At 42.0% G+C, this 19,481-nt stretch carries 17 protein-coding genes, 1 tRNA gene and 1 pseudogene; 4 read left to right on the top strand and 15 right to left on the bottom strand.

The features are described 5' to 3' along the window. Nucleotides 1–71: 71 nt before the first annotated feature. The 5 genes from HMPREF9009_RS13955 to HMPREF9009_RS13935 all read right to left on the bottom strand — a co-directional run bounded on the left by HMPREF9009_RS13955 (nt 72) and on the right by HMPREF9009_RS13935 (nt 5,394). Nucleotides 72–1,646 (bottom strand): DUF3352 domain-containing protein, encoded by a 1,575-nt coding sequence (locus HMPREF9009_RS13955; protein WP_049702515.1) that lies wholly within the window; start codon nt 1,644–1,646, stop codon nt 72–74. An 83-nt stretch (nt 1,647–1,729) separates the two neighbouring features. Continuing rightward, the gene (locus HMPREF9009_RS13950; protein WP_008025465.1) at nt 1,730–2,488 is read right to left on the bottom strand and encodes an MBL fold metallo-hydrolase; all 759 of its coding nucleotides are present in this window, start codon (nt 2,486–2,488) and stop codon (nt 1,730–1,732) included. A gap of 10 nt (nt 2,489–2,498) precedes the next feature. Then, a complete protein-coding gene (murB, locus tag HMPREF9009_RS13945) occupies nt 2,499–3,491 on the bottom strand; it encodes a UDP-N-acetylmuramate dehydrogenase (RefSeq protein WP_049702514.1) in 993 nt (330 codons plus the stop codon). A gap of 101 nt (nt 3,492–3,592) precedes the next feature. After that, nucleotides 3,593–4,441, bottom strand: coding sequence for a DUF4348 domain-containing protein (locus tag HMPREF9009_RS13940; RefSeq protein WP_004313653.1), 849 nt, complete (start codon nt 4,439–4,441; stop codon nt 3,593–3,595). Next, nucleotides 4,441–5,394 carry an NAD-dependent epimerase/dehydratase family protein gene (locus HMPREF9009_RS13935; RefSeq protein WP_049702513.1) on the bottom strand — a complete coding sequence of 318 codons (954 nt, stop codon included), beginning with the start codon at nt 5,392–5,394 and terminating at the stop codon, nt 4,441–4,443. Before HMPREF9009_RS13935 ends, HMPREF9009_RS13940 begins: the two co-directional genes overlap by 1 nt. Before the next feature lie 136 nt (nt 5,395–5,530). Here HMPREF9009_RS13935 and kbl point away from each other — a divergent pair, with 136 nt between their 5' ends. Continuing rightward, complete coding sequence (gene kbl, locus HMPREF9009_RS13930) at nt 5,531–6,724, top strand: glycine C-acetyltransferase (protein WP_049702512.1); 1,194 nt, start codon at nt 5,531–5,533, stop codon at nt 6,722–6,724. A 172-nt stretch (nt 6,725–6,896) separates the two neighbouring features. After that, nucleotides 6,897–7,304 (top strand): DUF2721 domain-containing protein, encoded by a 408-nt coding sequence (locus HMPREF9009_RS13925; RefSeq protein WP_004313656.1) that lies wholly within the window; start codon nt 6,897–6,899, stop codon nt 7,302–7,304. A gap of 33 nt (nt 7,305–7,337) precedes the next feature. On the opposite strand, the gene HMPREF9009_RS13920 is transcribed toward HMPREF9009_RS13925, so the two are convergent. The 10 genes from HMPREF9009_RS13920 to purU all read right to left on the bottom strand — a co-directional run bounded on the left by HMPREF9009_RS13920 (nt 7,338) and on the right by purU (nt 17,659). Further along, complete coding sequence (locus tag HMPREF9009_RS13920) at nt 7,338–9,602, bottom strand: ATP-binding protein (protein WP_049702511.1); 2,265 nt, start codon at nt 9,600–9,602, stop codon at nt 7,338–7,340. A gap of 153 nt (nt 9,603–9,755) precedes the next feature. Beyond that, complete coding sequence (locus HMPREF9009_RS13915) at nt 9,756–10,235, bottom strand: ferritin (protein WP_004304025.1); 480 nt, start codon at nt 10,233–10,235, stop codon at nt 9,756–9,758. A 142-nt stretch (nt 10,236–10,377) separates the two neighbouring features. Continuing rightward, on the bottom strand, nt 10,378–11,538 hold the full coding sequence (lysA, locus tag HMPREF9009_RS13910) for a diaminopimelate decarboxylase (protein ID WP_008025478.1): 1,161 nt from the start codon (nt 11,536–11,538) through the stop codon (nt 10,378–10,380). Nucleotides 11,539–11,616: 78 nt separating this feature from the next. Beyond that, nucleotides 11,617–12,936: an aspartate kinase gene (locus HMPREF9009_RS13905; protein WP_004313659.1), complete on the bottom strand. Its 1,320-nt coding sequence runs from the start codon at nt 12,934–12,936 to the stop codon at nt 11,617–11,619. A 13-nt stretch (nt 12,937–12,949) separates the two neighbouring features. Beyond that, nucleotides 12,950–13,678, bottom strand: coding sequence for a cell division ATP-binding protein FtsE (locus tag HMPREF9009_RS13900; RefSeq protein ID WP_004313660.1), 729 nt, complete (start codon nt 13,676–13,678; stop codon nt 12,950–12,952). A gap of 42 nt (nt 13,679–13,720) precedes the next feature. Then, complete coding sequence (hisIE, locus tag HMPREF9009_RS13895; RefSeq protein WP_004313661.1) at nt 13,721–14,332, bottom strand: bifunctional phosphoribosyl-AMP cyclohydrolase/phosphoribosyl-ATP diphosphatase HisIE; 612 nt, start codon at nt 14,330–14,332, stop codon at nt 13,721–13,723. Nucleotides 14,333–14,523: 191 nt separating this feature from the next. After that, on the bottom strand, nt 14,524–15,276 hold the full coding sequence (gene hisF, locus HMPREF9009_RS13890) for an imidazole glycerol phosphate synthase subunit HisF (RefSeq protein WP_049702510.1): 753 nt from the start codon (nt 15,274–15,276) through the stop codon (nt 14,524–14,526). A gap of 124 nt (nt 15,277–15,400) precedes the next feature. Then, nucleotides 15,401–16,120, bottom strand: a complete 720-nt coding sequence (hisA, locus tag HMPREF9009_RS13885; protein WP_049702509.1) for a 1-(5-phosphoribosyl)-5-[(5-phosphoribosylamino)methylideneamino]imidazole-4-carboxamide isomerase — start codon at nt 16,118–16,120, stop codon at nt 15,401–15,403. Between the two features lie 91 nt (nt 16,121–16,211). Next, the gene (hisH, locus tag HMPREF9009_RS13880; RefSeq protein WP_049702508.1) at nt 16,212–16,802 is read right to left on the bottom strand and encodes an imidazole glycerol phosphate synthase subunit HisH; all 591 of its coding nucleotides are present in this window, start codon (nt 16,800–16,802) and stop codon (nt 16,212–16,214) included. Continuing rightward, nucleotides 16,802–17,659, bottom strand: coding sequence for a formyltetrahydrofolate deformylase (purU, locus tag HMPREF9009_RS13875; protein ID WP_008771204.1), 858 nt, complete (start codon nt 17,657–17,659; stop codon nt 16,802–16,804). Before purU ends, hisH begins: the two co-directional genes overlap by 1 nt. A gap of 440 nt (nt 17,660–18,099) precedes the next feature. On the opposite strand from purU, the gene HMPREF9009_RS13870 reads away from it, so the two are divergent. Beyond that, nucleotides 18,100–18,173: transfer RNA gene (locus HMPREF9009_RS13870), tRNA-Asp, on the top strand. A gap of 338 nt (nt 18,174–18,511) precedes the next feature. Next, nucleotides 18,512–18,667, top strand: a pseudogene (locus HMPREF9009_RS26210) (glutamine amidotransferase); the annotation flags it as partial. Between the last annotated feature and the right edge of the window lie 814 nt (nt 18,668–19,481).

Here is a 19,481-nt window from a genome sequence, read left to right as displayed (position 1 = left end):
ACTCCCGATTGAATTAAATTTCATTGGGAGTTTTTTTTGTAGAAAAATGATTATAAGCAAACGGTCATTTTTTATTCTGATTTATATTTCAAAACAATATTAGGATATACCACTCCGTCTGCACAGGCAAACTGAACAAAAAGGGTGAAATGACGGAAGAAGTCGGCGTTGCGCAGAAAGAAATCCGGTACAAAACGAACGTGATTTTCTGATTGTTGGAATATGTGGTCGAAATCCGCCATCAGCATAAAATGGTAGGAATCGGACAAATGATCCATGCCTGTCTGATAGGCCATCGCTCCATTGAGCACCTCACCTTTATCCAGTTGGCGAATATAATGCGCGAGAGCATCCGCATCAGGAGCGAGCAACAAGCGCCCGCCATAGAAGGCTGCATATACATCCAAGGTTGGTTCCGCAAAACTGGTTAGTTGTTCAAACAATGTTGTTTGAGGTAACCGATAGATAGGATATGCTTTATTTACAGTATAACAAAAAGTTATACGCGGATTTCTTCTTCCTTCGTCCGCCGAAGCGGCATTAACAAGAGCACGAAGCATTCGCTCGGCTTCCGTTACATCTGCCACCGACAGGCTCAAGACTGCCGCTGCACCCTGCAAAGTATCTTCACGCTGAAAGAGACAGGCAACCAAATCCTGCCCGGCATTTTCCATCAGATAGCGTGAAAACTCTTTATCCCTATTTTGCACTTCACTCGTGCGGGTAGGCACGCTCTGTCCCTGGGCATTTCCATAAGAAAGTAGAGACACCCAGTCCGTAATCCCTTGCCTGCTAAAATAGAAAGCAGTAGACGGCAACACTTCTCCCGGAAATCCCTTGACGGATTGTTGCTGGCGAAGCTGGTTTATAAACGCAAAGCAAGTGTCTGCATCGTGAGTGATACCGGAGAAATAGATGAAATCATCTTTCATTTTCATGTCAAATTCCGTCCATCCCATCATCCCTTGCATACGGGTATAGATGGTAGCGGCCACCGCGCTTTTTTTCGGAGCACGTATTCCTGTAAAGGTAGAATCATCAGCCAACGATTTTCCACTTTTATACGCATCAATAACGTTTTCAATCAGTTTTTTCTGAAAGCTCAATGCCATAAAATCGGATGTCAGATAGCAGGCAAGAAAATCACCGTCCGCCATTGGATAAATAATTATCTCTTCTCCTTTGTAAATAAATGTTTTCGGCGGATAAAGTGAGGATATATATTTGCGTACAAATCTGTTTACCAACTCCTTATCCCCATTTCCCAATCTACAATAGAGCACTTGATTACGTTCGTTATCCGGCTCGTGGAAACTAATCAACATTTGATTCATTTGCCGGCTTAAACCGTGGGGAGTATCTTCTGAAAGGGCGTAAAGACTCTGTTTCAGATAAGAAAAGAGTTTGGATACATAAAGATATTGCTGATTTTTACTGCAAGTCAGCTCATCGACTTCTGCTACAAATTCGAGCACGTCATCAGTAACGAATACTGCTGAAGTTGTGGATGGCACCAGTTCATAAAGATTAAAGTCTTTCTGCCCTTCAGCTGCTGACAGTCTAAAAAAAGAGTACAATGCGAAACCTGAGCACAAAAGTACAACAGAAGATGTGATCGCTATTTTCACTATCGTACGAAGTTTCATAATATTCGCTGTTTATCGGCTAGGTGCAAAAATAATAATTTCTACAAAGAAAACAAAACTTTTGCTAAAAATTTCACCGATAATCAAACATAGATATCCAATCCGTCGAACGCCAGGTGAATATTTTCCGGAAGGTTCTTTTCAACCTCCGCATGCAAGCCCATATCATGACTCATGTGTATAAAGTATGTCTTCTTTGCCTGAATACGCCGGGCCACCGCCAATGCTTCTTCCAAATTTTGGTGAGTAGGATGCGAGGCGATCCGAAGCGCATTCATTACCAAAACATCTATCCCTGCCAATTGTTCATAGGATTCTTCGGGCATGGTCAACATATCAGTGATATACCCCAACTGCCCGATACGATACCCCAGAATCGGCAGTCGGCCATGCATCACACGCAGAGGAAGCACTTCCGTGTGGTTTACAGCAAAGGATTGCCCCACCGAAATTTCTTGTAAAGGAATATCAGGCACACCCGGATAACGATGGTCGACAAAGCAATAGGGCATACGCAAACGCAATCCCTGCGCTACATAATCTTCCGCATAAATAGGCACGGAACCGAACCGGCAAAACGGACGTAAATCGTCCAGTCCGCCTACATGGTCATAATGTTCGTGCGTAATGAGTACACCATCTATCCTCTCAAAAGGGAGATGTAATACCTGTGTCCGGAAATCGGGACCACAATCTATCAGAATCCGCGCGTCATCTGTCTCCACAATAGCAGATGCACGCAATCGATTATCTTTCGGATCGGAAGAAGTACAAACCGGACATGTACAGCCGATTTGAGGTACTCCCGTCGATGTTCCACTTCCTATAATTCTTACTTTCACTTGTTAATTCTCAATTTATAAAGTTGACTTCCGGATGGATATCAATACCGAACTTCTCACGAACAGAAGCTCGGACCGCATCTGAAAGTGCAATAATATCACTACCTTTTGCTCCACCACGGTTCACCAGCACCAGTGCTTGTTTATCATGCACAGCAGCCGGCCCCAAGGCTTTTCCTTTCCAACCACATTGGTCAATCATCCACCCTGCCGGAATTTTTACGCGGCCGTCGGCCAGCTCATAGTAGGGTATGCGGGGATATTCCTGTTGCAAGGCTTCCAGTTTTTCTTTCGGCACAATGGGGTTCATAAAGAAACTGCCGGCATTACCCATCACTTTCGGATCGGGCAGCTTGCTCTCGCGAATAGCAATAATCACTTTCCGGACAACAGAAAGTGTCAACGCCGGATATTTTTCAAGCTCCTGACGAATGGTGCCATAGTCTAATGTATAATGCTCTTCTTTACTCAATCGGAAACGAACATAAGTGACAAAGGTCGCTTTGTTTTCCGGATACTTAAAGATACTGTTGCGGTAGGTATATCCACATTCCTCTACTAAATAAACGCGTTCTTCAGCTTGAATGTTCACTGTTTCCACAGCCGTTATCAGATCTTTTACCTCAACGCCATAGGCTCCGATATTCTGCACCGCACTCGCCCCCACCTCACCGGGAATCAGCGACAGGTTCTCCGCTCCATACCATCCATGCTCTACACAATAGGCTACAAAGTCATCCCATACTACCCCTGCTCCCACTCGCACTGATACAGAGTGGGCATCTTCTTCCGTCACTTCGATTCCTTCAATGTGGGAATGCAATATCAACCCGTCGTAATCTTTGGTAAACAACAGGTTACTGCCACCACCAATATGCAAAAAAGGTGTCGTAACGGCACCTTGCACAATCAGTTTCTTCAGTTCTTCAACCGAAGTGTACTCTAAAAAACGAGCGGCACTGACATCAATGCCGAATGTATTGTAGGGTAAAAGAGAATACATATATTTTTAATTATAAGTTATATCATTATTCGTTATAAGCCAGCAAACACAGTTATATCATTAACAACAAGGCTATTTCTTGTAGCGTATTACTACCTGCATCAAATGCTTGTATCTTCAAACTTATACAATTCCCATTCCCCGGCTTTGCGACGGAAATAGAGGATATTGGAAAAACCATTACCGATACCTTTCAACGCCAGAATTTTCGTTGGCGAATCATCGTCATTCCGCTGCCCGTAATTGATATTAGAAAGACGATCGGCAGGAAGTCCCGGTTTAAAAGCGAACCACTGATTAAGATCGAGGGTGGTCTCCAGAATAGAGAAATCATCGTCCGGATCGGTGGTTACAAAAGCCAGAGGCTCACACACACGCTTACTCTGAAAAAGACTATCTGCGGCAAAGTGTCCGAAAAACTCCACGAAATTTTCATTATCATTTTGCTTAATGGGACGCAGATTAATTGCCTCTAGCATCCATGCACCTTTGATACGCTCAAAATAGTATTTCTTTACCATTCGTGTTTTCACAAACACCCATTCTACCTGTACGGAAGTGAGGGAGGTATCTCCTACTAAATCCATATCTTCTTCTCTATCAAACAGAAGCGTATAATAATGCTGTTTGGTAAACAAGTCATCATGCTTCCAGTTATGCTCCTCGATATTCGTTTTTTTATCTCCATTGTAGTAAGGCAACGGAAATTTCACACGCTGACGCTGCAACACGTCATCGGAAGCAAAATTGTAGATAAAATCATCGAAAGATTCATCTGCCTGTATAGGTTGCGGATCTTCCGGCGATTCATCACAGTGAATAGAATCGGCTACCCGCCGGATAGAATCCACTTCTTTTGTGATAGATGCGAAGGGGTCAATGTTTGTTTTCTTGTTTCCACAAGCACCCAGTATACCGAGCAACATGACCCCTACAATTAGTTTTTTCATTATTTTAGTTTCTCTCTTAACTTTTCAAGCATATCTACCGTCATGCTTTCCAAATCGTAGGCCGGCTTCCAGCCCCACTCTTCACGAGCGCAGGTGTCATCCAGACTATCGGGCCAGCTATCGGCAATGCGCTGTTTCAAAGGATCTATATCATAGATCATCTCAAACTGCGGCACATGCTTCCTGATAGCCTGATAAATCGTCTCCGGGTCGAAACTCATCGAGGCGATATTGAAAGCATTTCGGTGTATCAATTTTGTCGGATCAGCTTCCATCAGCATAATTGCTGCGTTCAGCGCATCCGGCATGTACATCATATCCATCAAAGTGCCTTGCTTAATGGGGCACACAAATTTTTCTCCTTTCACCGCCGAGTAATAAATATCGACAGCATAATCGGTCGTACCTCCTCCCGGAGGGGTCACATTCGAAATAATGCCCGGAAAACGGACAGCACGGGTATCAACACCATATTTATTAAAATAGTAGTCACTTAGCAACTCGGTCGTTACCTTGGTGACTCCATACATGGTGCGCGGACGCTGAATAGTGTCCTGCGGTGTTTTCGTATGAGGCGTACTAGCGCCAAACGAACCGATAGAACTCGGAGTAAACACTGCACATCCTTGTTCGCGTGCCACTTCCAATACATTCCATAATCCATCGATACCTATTTTCCAGGCCAGCTTGGGCTTCGACTCGGCAACTACGGACAGCAGAGCAGCCAAATTATAAATTGTATCGATGTGATACTCTTTTACCACAGATGCGATCGCTTCTCCATCCGTTACATCAGCAATTGCCGACGGTCCAGACTCCTTTAATTCCCCTTTAGGCTCTGCACCCGGAATATAACCTGCTACTACATTTGCATTTCCGTAACGTTTACGTAGCTCCATCGTTAGCTCCGACCCTATCTGTCCGGTAGCTCCAATAATCAAAATGTGTTCCATTTTTTCTTCTGACTTAGAATATCAAGCTTAAATAGTGCGCAAAGTAAGCACTTTTTTTTCAGATTTTAATCAAAAAGACATTGTTATTCCAAGAAAAATTGTGTCCTTTGCAATATAACTTAATCACCCAAACACTATGTACGGTAAAATGCAAGAATATCTCTGCCAAACATTGGCTGAAATCAAGGAAGCCGGACTTTATAAAGAAGAACGACTGATTGAAAGTGCGCAGCAAGCTGCCATCACTGTAAAAGGTAAGGAAGTGCTGAACTTCTGTGCTAATAATTACTTAGGATTATCCAATCATCCCCGATTGATTAAGGCTTCGCAGGAAATGATGAATAACCGTGGCTACGGAATGTCGTCCGTCCGCTTCATTTGTGGAACACAAGATATACACAAAGAACTGGAAGCTGCCATCTCGGAATATTTCCAGACGGAAGACACGATCTTGTATGCTGCTTGTTTCGACGCCAACGGCGGTGTATTCGAACCGCTTTTCTCTGAAGAGGATGCCATCATCTCGGATTCTCTGAACCATGCTTCTATCATTGACGGAGTACGTCTTTGCAAGGCAAAGCGCTACCGTTATGCCAACGCTGACATGAAGGACTTGGAAAGATGTCTGCAAGAAGCGCAGGCACAACGTTTCCGTATTGTTGTGACGGACGGTGTGTTCTCTATGGACGGCAATGTAGCTCCAATGGATCAGATTTGCGATCTTGCCGAGAAATACGATGCACTGGTAATGGTGGACGAGTCACACTCTGCCGGTGTGGTAGGTGCCACAGGGCATGGAGTAAGCGAGTTGTATAAGACTCATGGACGGGTAGATATTTATACCGGAACATTAGGTAAGGCTTTTGGCGGTGCACTGGGAGGTTTCACCACCGGTCGTAAAGAGATTATCGATTTGCTTCGTCAACGCAGCCGCCCGTATCTGTTCTCGAATTCTTTGGCTCCGGGCATCATTGGTGCCAGCCTTGAAGTTTTCAAGATGCTGAAAGAGAGCAATGCATTACATGATAAACTTGTTGAGAATGTAAACTACTTCCGCGATAAGATGACGGCTGCCGGATTTGATATCAAACCGACACAAAGCGCTATCTGTGCCGTTATGTTGTATGACGCGAAGTTGTCCCAGATTTACGCTGCACGTATGCAGGAGGAGGGTATCTATGTGACAGGTTTCTATTATCCGGTAGTGCCGAAAGATCAGGCACGCATCCGTGTGCAAATCTCTGCAGGACACGAGAAATCACATCTTGACAAGTGCATCGCTGCCTTTATCAAGGTAGGCAAAGAGCTTAATGTGCTGAAAGCGGAATAACTCCGGGGCAAGGTTTACTTGCAGCATCCATTTTTAGGCACGGATTACACAGATTACGCTGTTGCTTTATACAAGCATATTTCTAAAAACGTGAAATCCGTGTAACCCGTGCCAAAAAATTCTCTTTTATAAAATGAATTTTGAACCGCTACTTGACTATAAAAAAAAGATTATGGAAGAATTGACTCTCACTACTCCTGCCCTACTTTTCTCGGCAGTTTCATTGATATTGCTGGCTTATACCAACCGTTTCTTATCGTATGCCCAACTTGTGCGCCAACTGCGTGACCGCTACATGGAAAACCCTTCGGATATCACCGAAGCACAAATCGAGAATCTACGGAAACGGTTGAACCTGACCCGTAGGATGCAAGGACTAGGTATTGCAAGCCTTTTTTTCTGTGTAGTCAGCATGTTCCTTATTTATATCGGGCTTCAATTATTCTCTGCTTATGTATTCGGATTGGCATTGATTCTGCTGATAGCTTCTTTAGGCGTATCTTTCCGCGAAATACAGATTTCCACCCGTTCACTGGAAATTTACCTGGGAACGATGGAGAAAGGGAAAAACAAGAAATAAGATTGTTCGTATTCCCGTTAAAGTCTATCATTATCAAGATACCACCCGGCAAGGAAGAATAACCGTAAAGCGGCTTCCCTTGCCTACTTCGGACTTGAGTTCGATCTTTCCACCCAGCTTCTCTATAATCACCTGACAAATAGAAAGTCCCAATCCTGCTCCCTGCGAAAATTCGTTTTGTTTGTAGAAACGGCTGAAAATCATCCGTTGTTCTTCTCGTGGAATCCCTCTTCCGGTATCTTCTACATAAATCTGCACTTTGCCTTCATCCGGCAGATAACTATATCCTAATTTGATATATCCGGTTTCCGTAAACTTACCGGCATTATTCAGAAAGTTTGTCAGGACTTGTATCAAGCGCTCTCTGTCCACATTGATTTCCAAAGGTGTATCATCCACTTCTTTCAGGAATTCCAAATGTGGAGCAATCAGAACCTGATGTGTCATATAGATATCGTCAATCAACTCTCTCACCTTGCATCTCTTGAATGAGAAAGACATATATCCTGATTCGATACGGGAAAGTTCCAAGATATCATTAATCAGTTTGAGTAATAACTCGCTGTTCTTGTTAATAGTACTGATATACTCTTCGCGTTCTACGGAACTCAATCCATCTTCCAATGCCAGTATATTGGCAAAGCCAACGATTGAATTAAGCGGAGTACGTATCTCATGGCTCATATTTGCGAGGAATGATTGTTTCAATTCCGCCTTTTCAGCCAATAAGCGTGCTGCTTCCAATTCTTCTTCACGATCTTTTATATCCTGTATATTAAGCAACAAACCTGCGGTTTTATATTCGCCTCCGGGTAGCTGTTTGGTAGTATAACGGAACTCCCACCACTGATAGCCTTTGCCGTCGAAGTTACAAAGCTCCTGCACAATCTTTTTATGAGCACTTTTCAGATTTCGCCAGTTGAACTTCACTCCTTCCCAATGGTCGGGATGGATAAAGCTCATGAATTCCTTAAACGAAAGTTGTCTGGGATTTAACCCTTGCGACGCCCAGAATGCATCTTCAAAAACAAAACAACCGTTATCCAATCTCCAGGCATACGTCATTCCACCTTCAATGGCTAATGACAATGTTTCTTTTTCATCAGCCAATGCTATAAGAGCCTGCTTTTTCCTCATCTGTTCCCGAAGGTATAGCCACCAAAGAGAAGCGAAAAGAATAATTAGTATAAGAATGAACGATGCGACTGAAATTCCCCACAACAAAGGGTATTTATCACTAAACGGAATATTGATAATACGATATTTAGCAGGAATACTTTCCTTACTCAAACCTATTTGCGTCATTGTATTCCAATCAACAACATACTCTTTCCGGCTTTCAACAATAGGCATGTCCGCCGGACTCGCACCGTGTAATATACGAACGGCTGCTTTCACCTCTTCTTCCACCTGAATAGGCAACGAAGTGATGTATCCACCCAGCAACTTTTCACCAAACCCGAAGGCTTCATTGATGGCAGTCAGACTGGGACTGCCACAGATGCTTCCAATATTAATGGTAGTATAATCACGTTTCAGCTGAATATAACATTGATCGCGATAGCTTCTGTTCAACACCCACATAAAGGTAGCATCCGAATGATTTCTGGCATTACGTAAAGGAATAGCCATGAAACGAGTATAACCTTCCTCCTGCGTCAAACGTATCTGTTCTTCAAGAGAAAGTTCGGGGTTATCGATGAATCCGGTCACTTTATGACCTTTAAACTGTTCCTTTGCATCTCTTCTGATTTGTTTATCGATATAAGTGGTATCGAGCATGGTAAACAACCGGACGCGTTCACCGAAAAGTTCTTTTGCCACACTGATATTTTCATTAAAGGCGATCTTATCATGAAAACCCGTCACATTAGGATGGCGTTTCAGCAATCCCCAATTCGGGTAATTGACACCACCAAAAACCACAGGTACTTCTTTACCCAACTGAACCCCACATTTCATCAATGAATAAGTAGCCTGGTCTTCATTCACCAGAATCACTTCCGGCCGCCAGTCTTTCGAAACAGAATCAACCAGAAAACGCATTCGTTCCAACTCCGGTTCTTCCCAGTAGGACTCGCAATCTAAATAAACGGTACGGATATCAGCATCTATTTTCTCTTTCTCAAATTGCTCCGCTATCATCCGGTTAAATTCCGGATAAGCCGCGTAAGTCTCCTCATAAGAGTGGATAACTAAAATACGCCGTTCCTCTTTTTGAGAACAACTGCTCACCCCCAAAAAGAGCAATAAAAATATAGGGAGCAATCTAAAAATTCCTCTGTTCACACCATTCATTTATAATAATCGGGATTAATTTCTCTCTGACTCTTAATACAAAGGTAGTTTATTTCCAGATACGAGCCAAATAAGTGAAAAAAAAGAAGCTACTTGAAGAAATTTCGAGTAGCTTCTTTCTATATAAAGAACTATTTTTTCAGAGTAGCATCATTAACGCTGTCCCAATTGTGAATCTACAAAGAAAATTCCGGTATCACCGGCTTTCTTGATTTTATCAACAATGCCTTGCGCTGTAGCTTCTTCTTCTACCTGTTCACGAACAAATCCCCACAAGAAATCCTGTGTTGCTTTATCCTTTTCAGCAGCTGCTACGTCTACCAGCTTGTCTACCAATTGAGAAACATGACATTCATGTTTGTAAACGTGTTCGAATACTTCAAGAGGTGTACCCCATCCGTTAGGAACAACATCTATTTTATCCACTTTAGCAGTTCCTCCACGTTTGATGATATAATCTGCCATTGCATAAGCATGTCCCATTTCTTCCTGGGATTGCTTTTTCATCCAATGAGCAAAACCACTGAAACCTTCTTTCTCAAAATAGAAAGACATTGCTAAATACAGGTTAGCAGACCACATTTCAGCAGTAATCTGTTCGTTAATTGCATTCTGTAATTTTTCTGAAATCATAATCGTATTTTTTTATTAAGTTGTTAATGTAGTTTCTTTTTGAACTCATTACAAAAATAACACGCTTTCAGTTAAAATTGTTCCATGCACCCTATATTTTTAAACTACATTCACATTTTGATTATAGCGGTTCATTTTTTACTTACACCATTTCGTCGGAAGTATATCCTTTCGGCAGTTCACGACAGTTATATCCGGAAGCCATTATTTCACCGTACGCACCGGCAGAACGAAGGGCGATCAAGTCACCACGCTTCACTTTGTTCAAGTCAATCGCTTTTCCGAAAACGTCTGACGATTCACAGATCGGTCCTACTACATCGTAGGCTTCCAATGGTTCTTCAGAAGTTATATTTTCCATTTTATGGAATGCCTGATACAAAGCCGGACGGATCAGGTCGGTCATACCTGCATCAAGGATGGCAAATTTCTTCCGCGTTCCTTGTTTTACGTAGAGGACTTTGGATATCAAAGAACCACACTGACCTACAACAGCACGTCCCAGTTCAAAATGCAATGTCTGATAAGGACGCAATTTCAATTGTCCGGCATAGGTAGCAAAGTAATCCTTGAAATTCGGGACAGCCTGACGGTTGGGGTGTCCGTAATCAATACCCAAACCACCACCTACATTGATATGTTCTACCAAAATTCTTCGTGCTTCCAGTTTGTCCTGCAACTCATTGACACGATTGCAGAGGGCTACAAAATCACCCATATCCAGAATCTGCGAGCCAATGTGGAAGTGAAGACCGATAAACTTTACGTTTTTCATCTCTTGTGCTACGTCTATCACCTTGTCCATGTCCTGCATACTGATACCGAATTTGTTTTCTGCCAAACCGGTAGTTATATTGGCATGTGTATGTGCGCCGACATCGGGATTGATACGGAAAGCAACATTAGCAATCTTATTTTGAGCGGCAGCCAATTCATTGATTACTTCCAGTTCGGGGATAGACTCGACATTGAAACAGAAGATGCCATACTCCAGTCCGAGATTGATTTCCCAATCTGCTTTGCCGACTCCTGCGAAAACAACTTTATCGGCAGGGAATCCGGCACGGATAGCGGCACGGATTTCTCCGCCGCTCACACAATCGGCTCCCATTCCGCTCTCACGGATAATGGTAAGTACTTTCGGGTTGGCATTGGCTTTAACAGCGTAATGCACTGAATAATTAGGATATTTGGCAACCTCCTGGTTAATAGCCGACAATGTATCACGCAGCACTTTGGTATCGTAATAATAGAAAGGTGTCTGCAAAGTGCGGAATTTATCGATTGGAAATATTCCCTTCATAATTCGAAAAACTTGTTTAGTTGTTTAAAAAAGAGCGCTTTTATCAGTTCGGTAAAAGCGCTCGTGTTATTTGTGGATTTATTTGTCGTTGAAAAGCATATCACTCAACGACTGTAAAGCTACTTTCTTATCGCACTCCCGAATGAGGAAGGAGATATTGTAGTTACTTCCTCCGAACGAGATCATTCGCACCGGTATATTCCGCATCGCATCAAGAGCTTTCGCTTCAAAACCGACATTTTCCCATTCAAGGTCACCTACAACGCAGATGATACACATCTCTTTATCAACGGTTACTGTTCCGTATTTCTTCAAGTCGTCCAGAATCTCGTTCAGATGCTTCGTGTTATCGATTGTTACAGATACACCTACCTCTGAAGTACAGATCATGTCGATAGACGTCTGATAGCTTTCGAAGATTTCGAATACCTTACGCAGGAAACCGTGAGCCAATAACATACGGCTGGATTTAATCTTGATCGCAGTAATGTTTTCTTTTGCGGCTACTGCCTTGATTTTACCTTTTTCCGTGTCGTTGGAAATCAGTGTGCCCGGAGCTTCCGGATCCATTGTGTTCAACAGACGAACAGGGATATTGGCATATTTAGCAGGCTGGATGCAGGTAGGGTGCAGGATTTTTGCACCGAAGTAAGCCAACTCGGCTGCTTCTTCGAAGTGAAGTTGACGAACCGGAGCGGTCTTGTCAACAATACGCGGGTCGTTATTATGCATACCGTCGATATCTGTCCAAATCTGGATTTCAGAAGCGTTTACTGCGGCTCCGATCAGAGAAGCAGTGTAGTCACTACCACCACGTTGCAGATTGTCTATCTCACCGTAAGCATTGCGGCAGATAAAACCTTGTGTAATGTAGATTTCTGTATCCGGATAGAGATCGAGCTGTGCGCGCAATTTATCCTTAATATATACAGGATCCGGTTCTGCGTTCTTGTCAGTACGCATGAATTCCAAAGCCGGAAGCAACACGGACTTCACGCCACATTCCTGCAGGTAGAAGTTTACCATTGCCGTAGAAATAAGCTCTCCCTGTGCTAAAACCACTTTCTCTTCGAACAAAGTGAAAAGGTCTTTAGTATAGGAGCGGATGTAGTCGAAGTGGGATTTGACAACTTCAAGACCTTTCTGTTTATATTCCTGGGTTGCAAAAAGTTCATCAATGTGCTGTTTATATTTTGCTTCCAGCTTATTGATAATCTCGTTGGCACCCTCCGGATTCTTCTTATACAGATAGTCCGAAATTTCCACCAATGTGTTTGTTGTTCCTGACATAGCAGAAAGAACAACAATCTTCTGTTCACCATCGGTAATCAATTTGGCTACTTCCTTCATGCGCTGAGCAGAACCTACGGAAGTTCCTCCAAACTTTAAAACTTTCATTTTCGTTACTGTTTTAGTTATCTATATTTAAATCTATTTCTATTGTTCTCTGTCTGGGCATGTATTCGGCTGTCACATCTACAATCTGATGGTCGGCGCAACGATATACCCTGCCCGGATACTCTTTCAGCAATTGCAGGTTGTGTGTTGTCATCACTACGGATGAACCGGATTCACAGATATTGTGCAACAATTCTACAATGGCCTTACCGGTCTCTACGTCCAGATTTCCGGTCGGTTCATCCGCTAGAATAATAGCAGGAGAATTGAGTACGGCACGTGCAATCACAATGCGCTGTTGCTCGCCACCGGAAAGCTCGTTCGGGAGCTTATAACCTTTGTTGGACATTCCCACCAGCTGAAGCACTTCTTCAATACGATCTTGGATTTCCTGTTTGTTTTTCCAGCCTGTGGCACGAAGTACAAATTCCAGATTATTGTATACAGTACGGTCTGTGAGCAACTGAAAATCCTGAAAGACAATGCCTAATTTCCGACGCAGTTGCGGGATATGCTTACGTTTGATAGAACGCATGTTATAACCCAACACTTCCGCTTCACCGTCAATTACGTCCAGTTCGCCATACAGAGTCTTGAGCAAACTCGTTTTTCCCGAGCCTACTTTTCCGATCAAATAGACGAACTCTCCTTTGTGCAGCTCCAGATTTACATCGCTTAATACACAAAGTTCCTGTTGATGGATTTCTACGTTCTTATATTGAATCAACGCCTCGTCATCCATACTGACTCCCGTTTTAATTTTTAATTATTAAATTTTAATTGTTTAATGCTTCTTCCATGTACTACTGTGTCTTTCCTGCAATTCACGTGCAAGGTCTTCGAGACGATAGCCTTTTGAAGTAAGCAATACAATCATGTGATAAATAAGGTCGGCTCCTTCGTAGATCAAACGTTCGTCAGTACCGTTTGTTGCTTCGATTACTGTTTCTACAGCTTCTTCACCTACTTTTTGAGCTATTTTATTGATTCCCGACTCAAACAGACTGGTAGTATAAGAGCCTTCGGGCATTTCTTCATGACGTTTGTCAATGAAATCTTGCAATGCTTTCAGGAACATAACCGGTTCTTCGTTCTTCTCCCCCCAACAAGTATCTGTACCAGTATGGCACACGGGACCTACCGGGTTTACCTGAATCAGTAGTGTATCATTGTCGCAATCGGCCTTTATAGATACCACATGAAGGAAGTTACCGCTTTCTTCACCTTTTGTCCACAAACGATTCTTGGTACGGCTAAAGAATGTAACTTTTCCGGTTTCTACCGTTTTATCATAAGCTTCTTTATTCATGAAGCCCAGCATCAAGACTTTACGTGTCTCGTTGTCCTGTATGATAGCCGGAACGAGTCCGTTCATTTTATCGAAATCCAATTCCATTTTTATATAAGTTCTAATTACTATTCCAAATTACAATTATGCTCTATTCGCCTATGGAGTTTTTTTGCAAATATCTTATTCTATTTATCTAAATAGATTATTCATCCGCATGGAAACCCGGCCGGGGTGCCTCACCCCCTGATGGTAATTCCTTCGCCACAGCCTAAAGGCTAATTTTTGCTACGCAGCAATTACCTAGTGGTAATTCCTTCGCCGCAAAGATACGATTTTAATTCGGGAATTTTAATTTCTCCGAAGTGAAAAACGCTGGCAGCCAATGCAGCATCTGCCTTTCCTTGTAAAAAGACATCGCGGAAATGCTCTTTACAGCCCGCACCTCCCGAAGCAATGATAGGAATGGAAAGCTGATCCGCCAAAGCGGCAAGTGCATCATTTGCATAACCGGCCTTTACCCCATCGTGATTCATGCTTGTGAAGAGAATCTCTCCCGCTCCGCGTTCCTGGGCTTCTTTTGTCCACTCGAACAAGTCTTTATCTGTTTCGATACGTCCTCCATTCAAGTAACATTTCCAACCATTTTCGGTTTGTTTGGCATCTACTGCCAACACACAAACCTGCGAACCGAAATTCTTTGCAATCTCGTCAATCAATTGAGGATTACGGATAGCGGAAGAATTAATAGAGATCTTATCCGCCCCTGCATTCAACAGGCGGTCCACATCACTTAATTCGTTGATTCCGCCACCTACCGTAAATGGGATATTGATATTAGCAGCAATCCGTTTTACCAATTCCGTAAAAGTCTTACGTCCTTCATGACTTGCAGTAATATCCAGGAAAACAAGTTCATCTGCTCCTTGTTCACTGTAAGCACGGCCTAACTCTACCGGATCACCGGCTTGGCGCAAATTGACAAAATTCGTTCCTTTCACGGTTTGTCCGTCTTTTATATCCAGACAAGGTACTATTCTTTTTGCTAACACAATCCTACTTTTATTTATTGTTCAACAATTTATAATCTATATCCCTGACGTTTGATTCTTTGTTTCCTCTTATAATAAGGTAGCTATTTATAATATAAACAGCCATCTCATTCTGGTACGCTAATTATAGAAAGCTTCTCAAATCTTTTAAGGTGATATGTCCTTCGTATAGTGCCTTACCGAAAATAACTCCGGGAACACCAGCTTCATCCAAAGCAACAATATCATCCACCTTACTCACCCCGCCACTAGCCATCAGATAGAGGTCAGGGAATTTTGCCAGCATCTCCTTATACAAATCAATAGAAGGCCCACTCAACATTCCGTCACAGCTAATATCCGTACAGATTACCTTGCGTATACCTTTATCCATATAATTTTCAAGAAATGGAAAAAGCTCACAGGCACTTTCGTCTTTCCAACCGTTGACGGCTATCTTATGATCTTTCACATCTGCCCCCAAAATGATTTTCTCACTGCCATATATTTCCAGCCAATGACAGAACAATTCCGGATCTTTCACCGCAATGCTTCCGCCTGTAACCATCTGTGCTCCACTCTCAAAAGCAATTTTCAAATCTTCATCACTCTTTACTCCACCACCAAAATCGATAATGAGAGAAGTGTGCGCAGCAATCCGTTCCAACACCCGATAATTGACTACATGATGAGAAGCAGCACCGTCCAAGTCTACCACATGAAGCCTGCGAACACCGTTCGCTTCAAACTCCTTGGCAACTTCCACCGGATTTTCGTTATATACTTTCTTACTGTCGTAATCTCCCTGGGAAAGACGTACGCACTTTCCGTCAATAATATCAATGGCTGGAATAATTTCTATCATCTATTATTTATTTGCTAAAAGTTTATTATAAACGATGAACGAGTTTATTATAAATTATGATGGAGTTTATTATAAACGGCAACATAGTTTATTATAGATTCAAAAAGTTCGTCAGAATCTTCTCTCCCGTCTTGCCGCTTTTCTCCGGATGGAACTGGGTGGCATAAAAGTTATCTTTATGCAATGCAGCACTAAACGGGTGAATATAATCTGTTGTAGCAGCAATAAAGTCACAGGTAGGCACATAAAAGCTATGTACAAAATAGACAAACTCTTCTTCAGTGAATCCTTCAAACAATTTGCTATTCGTTTTTCCAATGGTATTCCATCCCATGTGCGGCACTTTATCCTCATGTTTCTGCGGAACAAAACGCTTCACATCCACATCAAAGATATTCAAACAATCGACCTCCCCTTCTTCAGAATGCCGGCACATCAACTGCATACCGAGACAAATTCCAAATACAGGCTGACGGAGATTTTTTATCAGTTCGTCCAGTCCCGTTGCTTTCAAGTGGTTCATGGTAGTTTCCGCCTCTCCCACTCCGGGGAAAATAACTTTATCTGCCGATTGGAGTTCTTCTTTATCAGCAGTAATCACCGCTTCCACACCCAACCGCTTCAAAGCATAATCCACAGAACGAATATTGCCGGCATTGTATTTTACAACTGCTACTTTCATCAGCTAAATATTACTGTTTTATTTTTATAAGCCAAAACTTTACGCTCGATGTGCTTCTGTACTGCACGCGAAAGAACGATTTTTTCCAAATCCTTTCCCTTATTTACAAGATCTTCAATGGCGTCTTTATGAGTAATACGCACCACGTCCTGCTCAATAATCGGTCCTGCATCCAGTTCAGTCGTTACATAGTGACTGGTTGCACCGATAATCTTCACACCTCTCTGGAATGCCGCATGATAAGGCTTCGCTCCTACAAACGCAGGAAGGAAAGAGTGGTGGATATTGATAATCTTATTCGGATAAGCATTAATCATCTGCTCGGAAATTACCTGCATATAGCGCGCCAATACAATAAATGTAATATTATGCTTGGCAAGCAGTTCCATCTCCTTACGCTCCTGCTCTTCTTTCGTCTCTTTTGTGATAGGAAACAGATAAAAAGGAATTCCGAACCGCTCTGCTACATGCTGCAAATCCGGATGGTTACTTATAATAAGAGGTATTTCTACATTCCATTCTCCGGCTGTATATCGTGCCAATATATCGAAAAGACAGTGTGACAGCTTGGAAACGAAAATAGCCATACGTGGTTTTACATCAGAGAAATAAAGACGAAAATCCATTTCATATTTTTGCCCGTAGAGAGTTCTGAAATAATCTTCAATTTTCTCCTGCGGAACCAGAAAGTCTTTCAGTTCCCATTCAATACGCATGAAGAATATGTTCTCTACATGATCTACATATTGATCCAGATAGATAATATTTCCTTTGTTTACCGTAATAAAGTCTGTCACTTCCGCAAGGATTCCCGGTTTGTCGGGACAGTGCAATAACAGTTTGGCTGTTGTCATCATTCTTTTTACTAATTAACGATTCTAGGCGGATAATTTTCCACCTTTCTTATTTTAGTCCGCAAAAATAACGATTTATTGCAAAATTACGAATTATTCAAGCAGAAAGTTGATATAAAAACGGTGATTTCTTACAGATAGAAAGATATCGGGAGTTATTTTCTATGAATAGAATGACAAACTTCAGGATAGTGACGCTATTGACTTCGGACAGTGACGCTATCCTATCGTGATGGCGTCACTATAACAACCGGATAGCGTCACTATCCGAAGAGAAAAAAAACAATATTTTTTTCATTACAAAAGTACTCAAAATGAGACACTAAGCGTTTTTCTCGTTTTTTCTTGAAAAAAACTTTTCCCAAAACGCTTGCAGATTTATAAAAAACAACTACCTTTGCACCCGCAATCGAGAGAGATGCAGATTAACAAAATGAAATTCTGGTGCGTTAGTTCAGTTGGTTAGAATACATGCCTGTCACGCATGGGGTCACGGGTTCGAGTCCCGTACGCACCGCTTCTTAAGAAAGCAAAACAAAGAAAAAACTCTGTAATTCAATGATTACAGAGTTTTTTTTATTTCACTATTCTACTTTGTACACAGTTGGCTATCTAGCCGGAAGTCATATTCTCGAAGCTAACTTCAAGGTTTTCATATCATAGATTAAAATTTCATCCTTATCTGTTTGTCATACTTGTTATTATTGTTTGTATCATAATAACCTGCGACGACAAGTTTACCTGTTTGTGTATTGACAACAAAAAATTTATCTTCCGTTAATTGAGTCATTTCTTTTCCGAGCGTATCGCACTCCCCCATAAGGTATTGTACCTTCCAATTCATTTTTCCTCAATGAACAAGCTGTAAGAGACGAGAATATTGTAACTGCCAACGGAACCGGGCAACTGGAATTTTGCAAAGAAATATTATATGCATTAGAAGCTGATACTGCCGATGCGATAGAGGAAAGTTATCTGTTTTATAAAAACGGATTCTGTCCGGGAACATAAAATGAATGAAAGAATGACCATTCTTAAAAAAGGAATATTTAAGCAATCAGGAAGAGAGACAATAGCATAACGATTTAAGAAAAATAGAAAAAAGCCCGGCATCTGTCGGGAGAAAGTTCTTTATTATTATCATTTGGGACATATATCATCCAAATAGCAGCTATTTTCCATTATTCATTCACCATTCAACATAAAATATTAAGATAACCGTTCTTTTTATTATTCCTATCCTTTCTAACAGTTATGCCAAACTAGAGAAAAACCACCCTCAAAAAGACCAGTTTCAGCTTCCTCACCGATGACAAACAAGTTCCTCGGTGAGGAAGCTAGCGACGCACACCGAGGAACACCCCGCTCCTCACCGAGGAACGAACGCTTTGCCAACAAGAAAAGATGCATACCGTATGTAGTTTTATGCGAAATAGACCTGCATTTCCGCATATTATTGCACTATTTTATGCCGTTTATTCACTGGTTCATTGTTTTTAAAGTTGCTATTCTTTTATACAATCTTAAAAATAGCACATTGAGACTATAAAAGCGCTGTCTCTTAGTATCTCTTATATACTATGAGTTTTATTCTACGATAAAGCTCTCCGATTTGAAATTACTATAAAACCCTCAAATCCGCAACTAAGCTCTTCAGCGTCCTTCTTGCGTCTAAACGTCCTCTCATCACTGAATTAGCAGATAAATTGAGGCTGAAATACCCACTTCTGCCCACAATATCCCCTTGCCCCACTATGCGACTTGAGGCAATACGCAGTATCATACCCATAAGTTGTAGGCGTTATCCAAAATCAGTCTGAAAAAT

Source organism: Bacteroides sp. 3_1_13 (assembly GCF_001185845.1).
Classification (GTDB): Bacteria; Bacteroidota; Bacteroidia; order Bacteroidales; family Bacteroidaceae; genus Bacteroides; species Bacteroides xylanisolvens.
The sequence above is the reverse complement of the archived record's forward strand: the minus strand, read 5'-3'. Positions and strand labels throughout refer to the sequence as shown.

Excerpts from the sequence above, each read along its gene's own strand:
- HMPREF9009_RS13955 (WP_049702515.1), bottom strand. The coding sequence starts at position 1,646 with ATGAAACTTCGTACGATAGTGAAAATAGCGATCACATCTTCTGTTGTA.
- murB (WP_049702514.1), bottom strand. The coding sequence starts at position 3,491 with ATGTATTCTCTTTTACCCTACAATACATTCGGCATTGATGTCAGTGCC.
- HMPREF9009_RS13940 (WP_004313653.1), bottom strand. The coding sequence starts at position 4,441 with ATGAAAAAACTAATTGTAGGGGTCATGTTGCTCGGTATACTGGGTGCT.
- HMPREF9009_RS13935 (WP_049702513.1), bottom strand. The coding sequence starts at position 5,394 with ATGGAACACATTTTGATTATTGGAGCTACCGGACAGATAGGGTCGGAG.
- kbl (WP_049702512.1), top strand. The coding sequence starts at position 5,531 with ATGTACGGTAAAATGCAAGAATATCTCTGCCAAACATTGGCTGAAATC.
- HMPREF9009_RS13925 (WP_004313656.1), top strand. The coding sequence starts at position 6,897 with ATGGAAGAATTGACTCTCACTACTCCTGCCCTACTTTTCTCGGCAGTT.
- HMPREF9009_RS13920 (WP_049702511.1), bottom strand. The coding sequence starts at position 9,602 with ATGAATGGTGTGAACAGAGGAATTTTTAGATTGCTCCCTATATTTTTA.
- HMPREF9009_RS13915 (WP_004304025.1), bottom strand. The coding sequence starts at position 10,235 with ATGATTTCAGAAAAATTACAGAATGCAATTAACGAACAGATTACTGCT.
- lysA (WP_008025478.1), bottom strand. The coding sequence starts at position 11,538 with ATGAAGGGAATATTTCCAATCGATAAATTCCGCACTTTGCAGACACCT.
- HMPREF9009_RS13905 (WP_004313659.1), bottom strand. The coding sequence starts at position 12,936 with ATGAAAGTTTTAAAGTTTGGAGGAACTTCCGTAGGTTCTGCTCAGCGC.
- HMPREF9009_RS13900 (WP_004313660.1), bottom strand. The coding sequence starts at position 13,678 with ATGGATGACGAGGCGTTGATTCAATATAAGAACGTAGAAATCCATCAA.
- hisIE (WP_004313661.1), bottom strand. The coding sequence starts at position 14,332 with ATGGAATTGGATTTCGATAAAATGAACGGACTCGTTCCGGCTATCATA.
- hisA (WP_049702509.1), bottom strand. The coding sequence starts at position 16,120 with ATGATAGAAATTATTCCAGCCATTGATATTATTGACGGAAAGTGCGTA.
- hisH (WP_049702508.1), bottom strand. The coding sequence starts at position 16,802 with ATGAAAGTAGCAGTTGTAAAATACAATGCCGGCAATATTCGTTCTGTG.
- purU (WP_008771204.1), bottom strand. The coding sequence starts at position 17,659 with ATGATGACAACAGCCAAACTGTTATTGCACTGTCCCGACAAACCGGGA.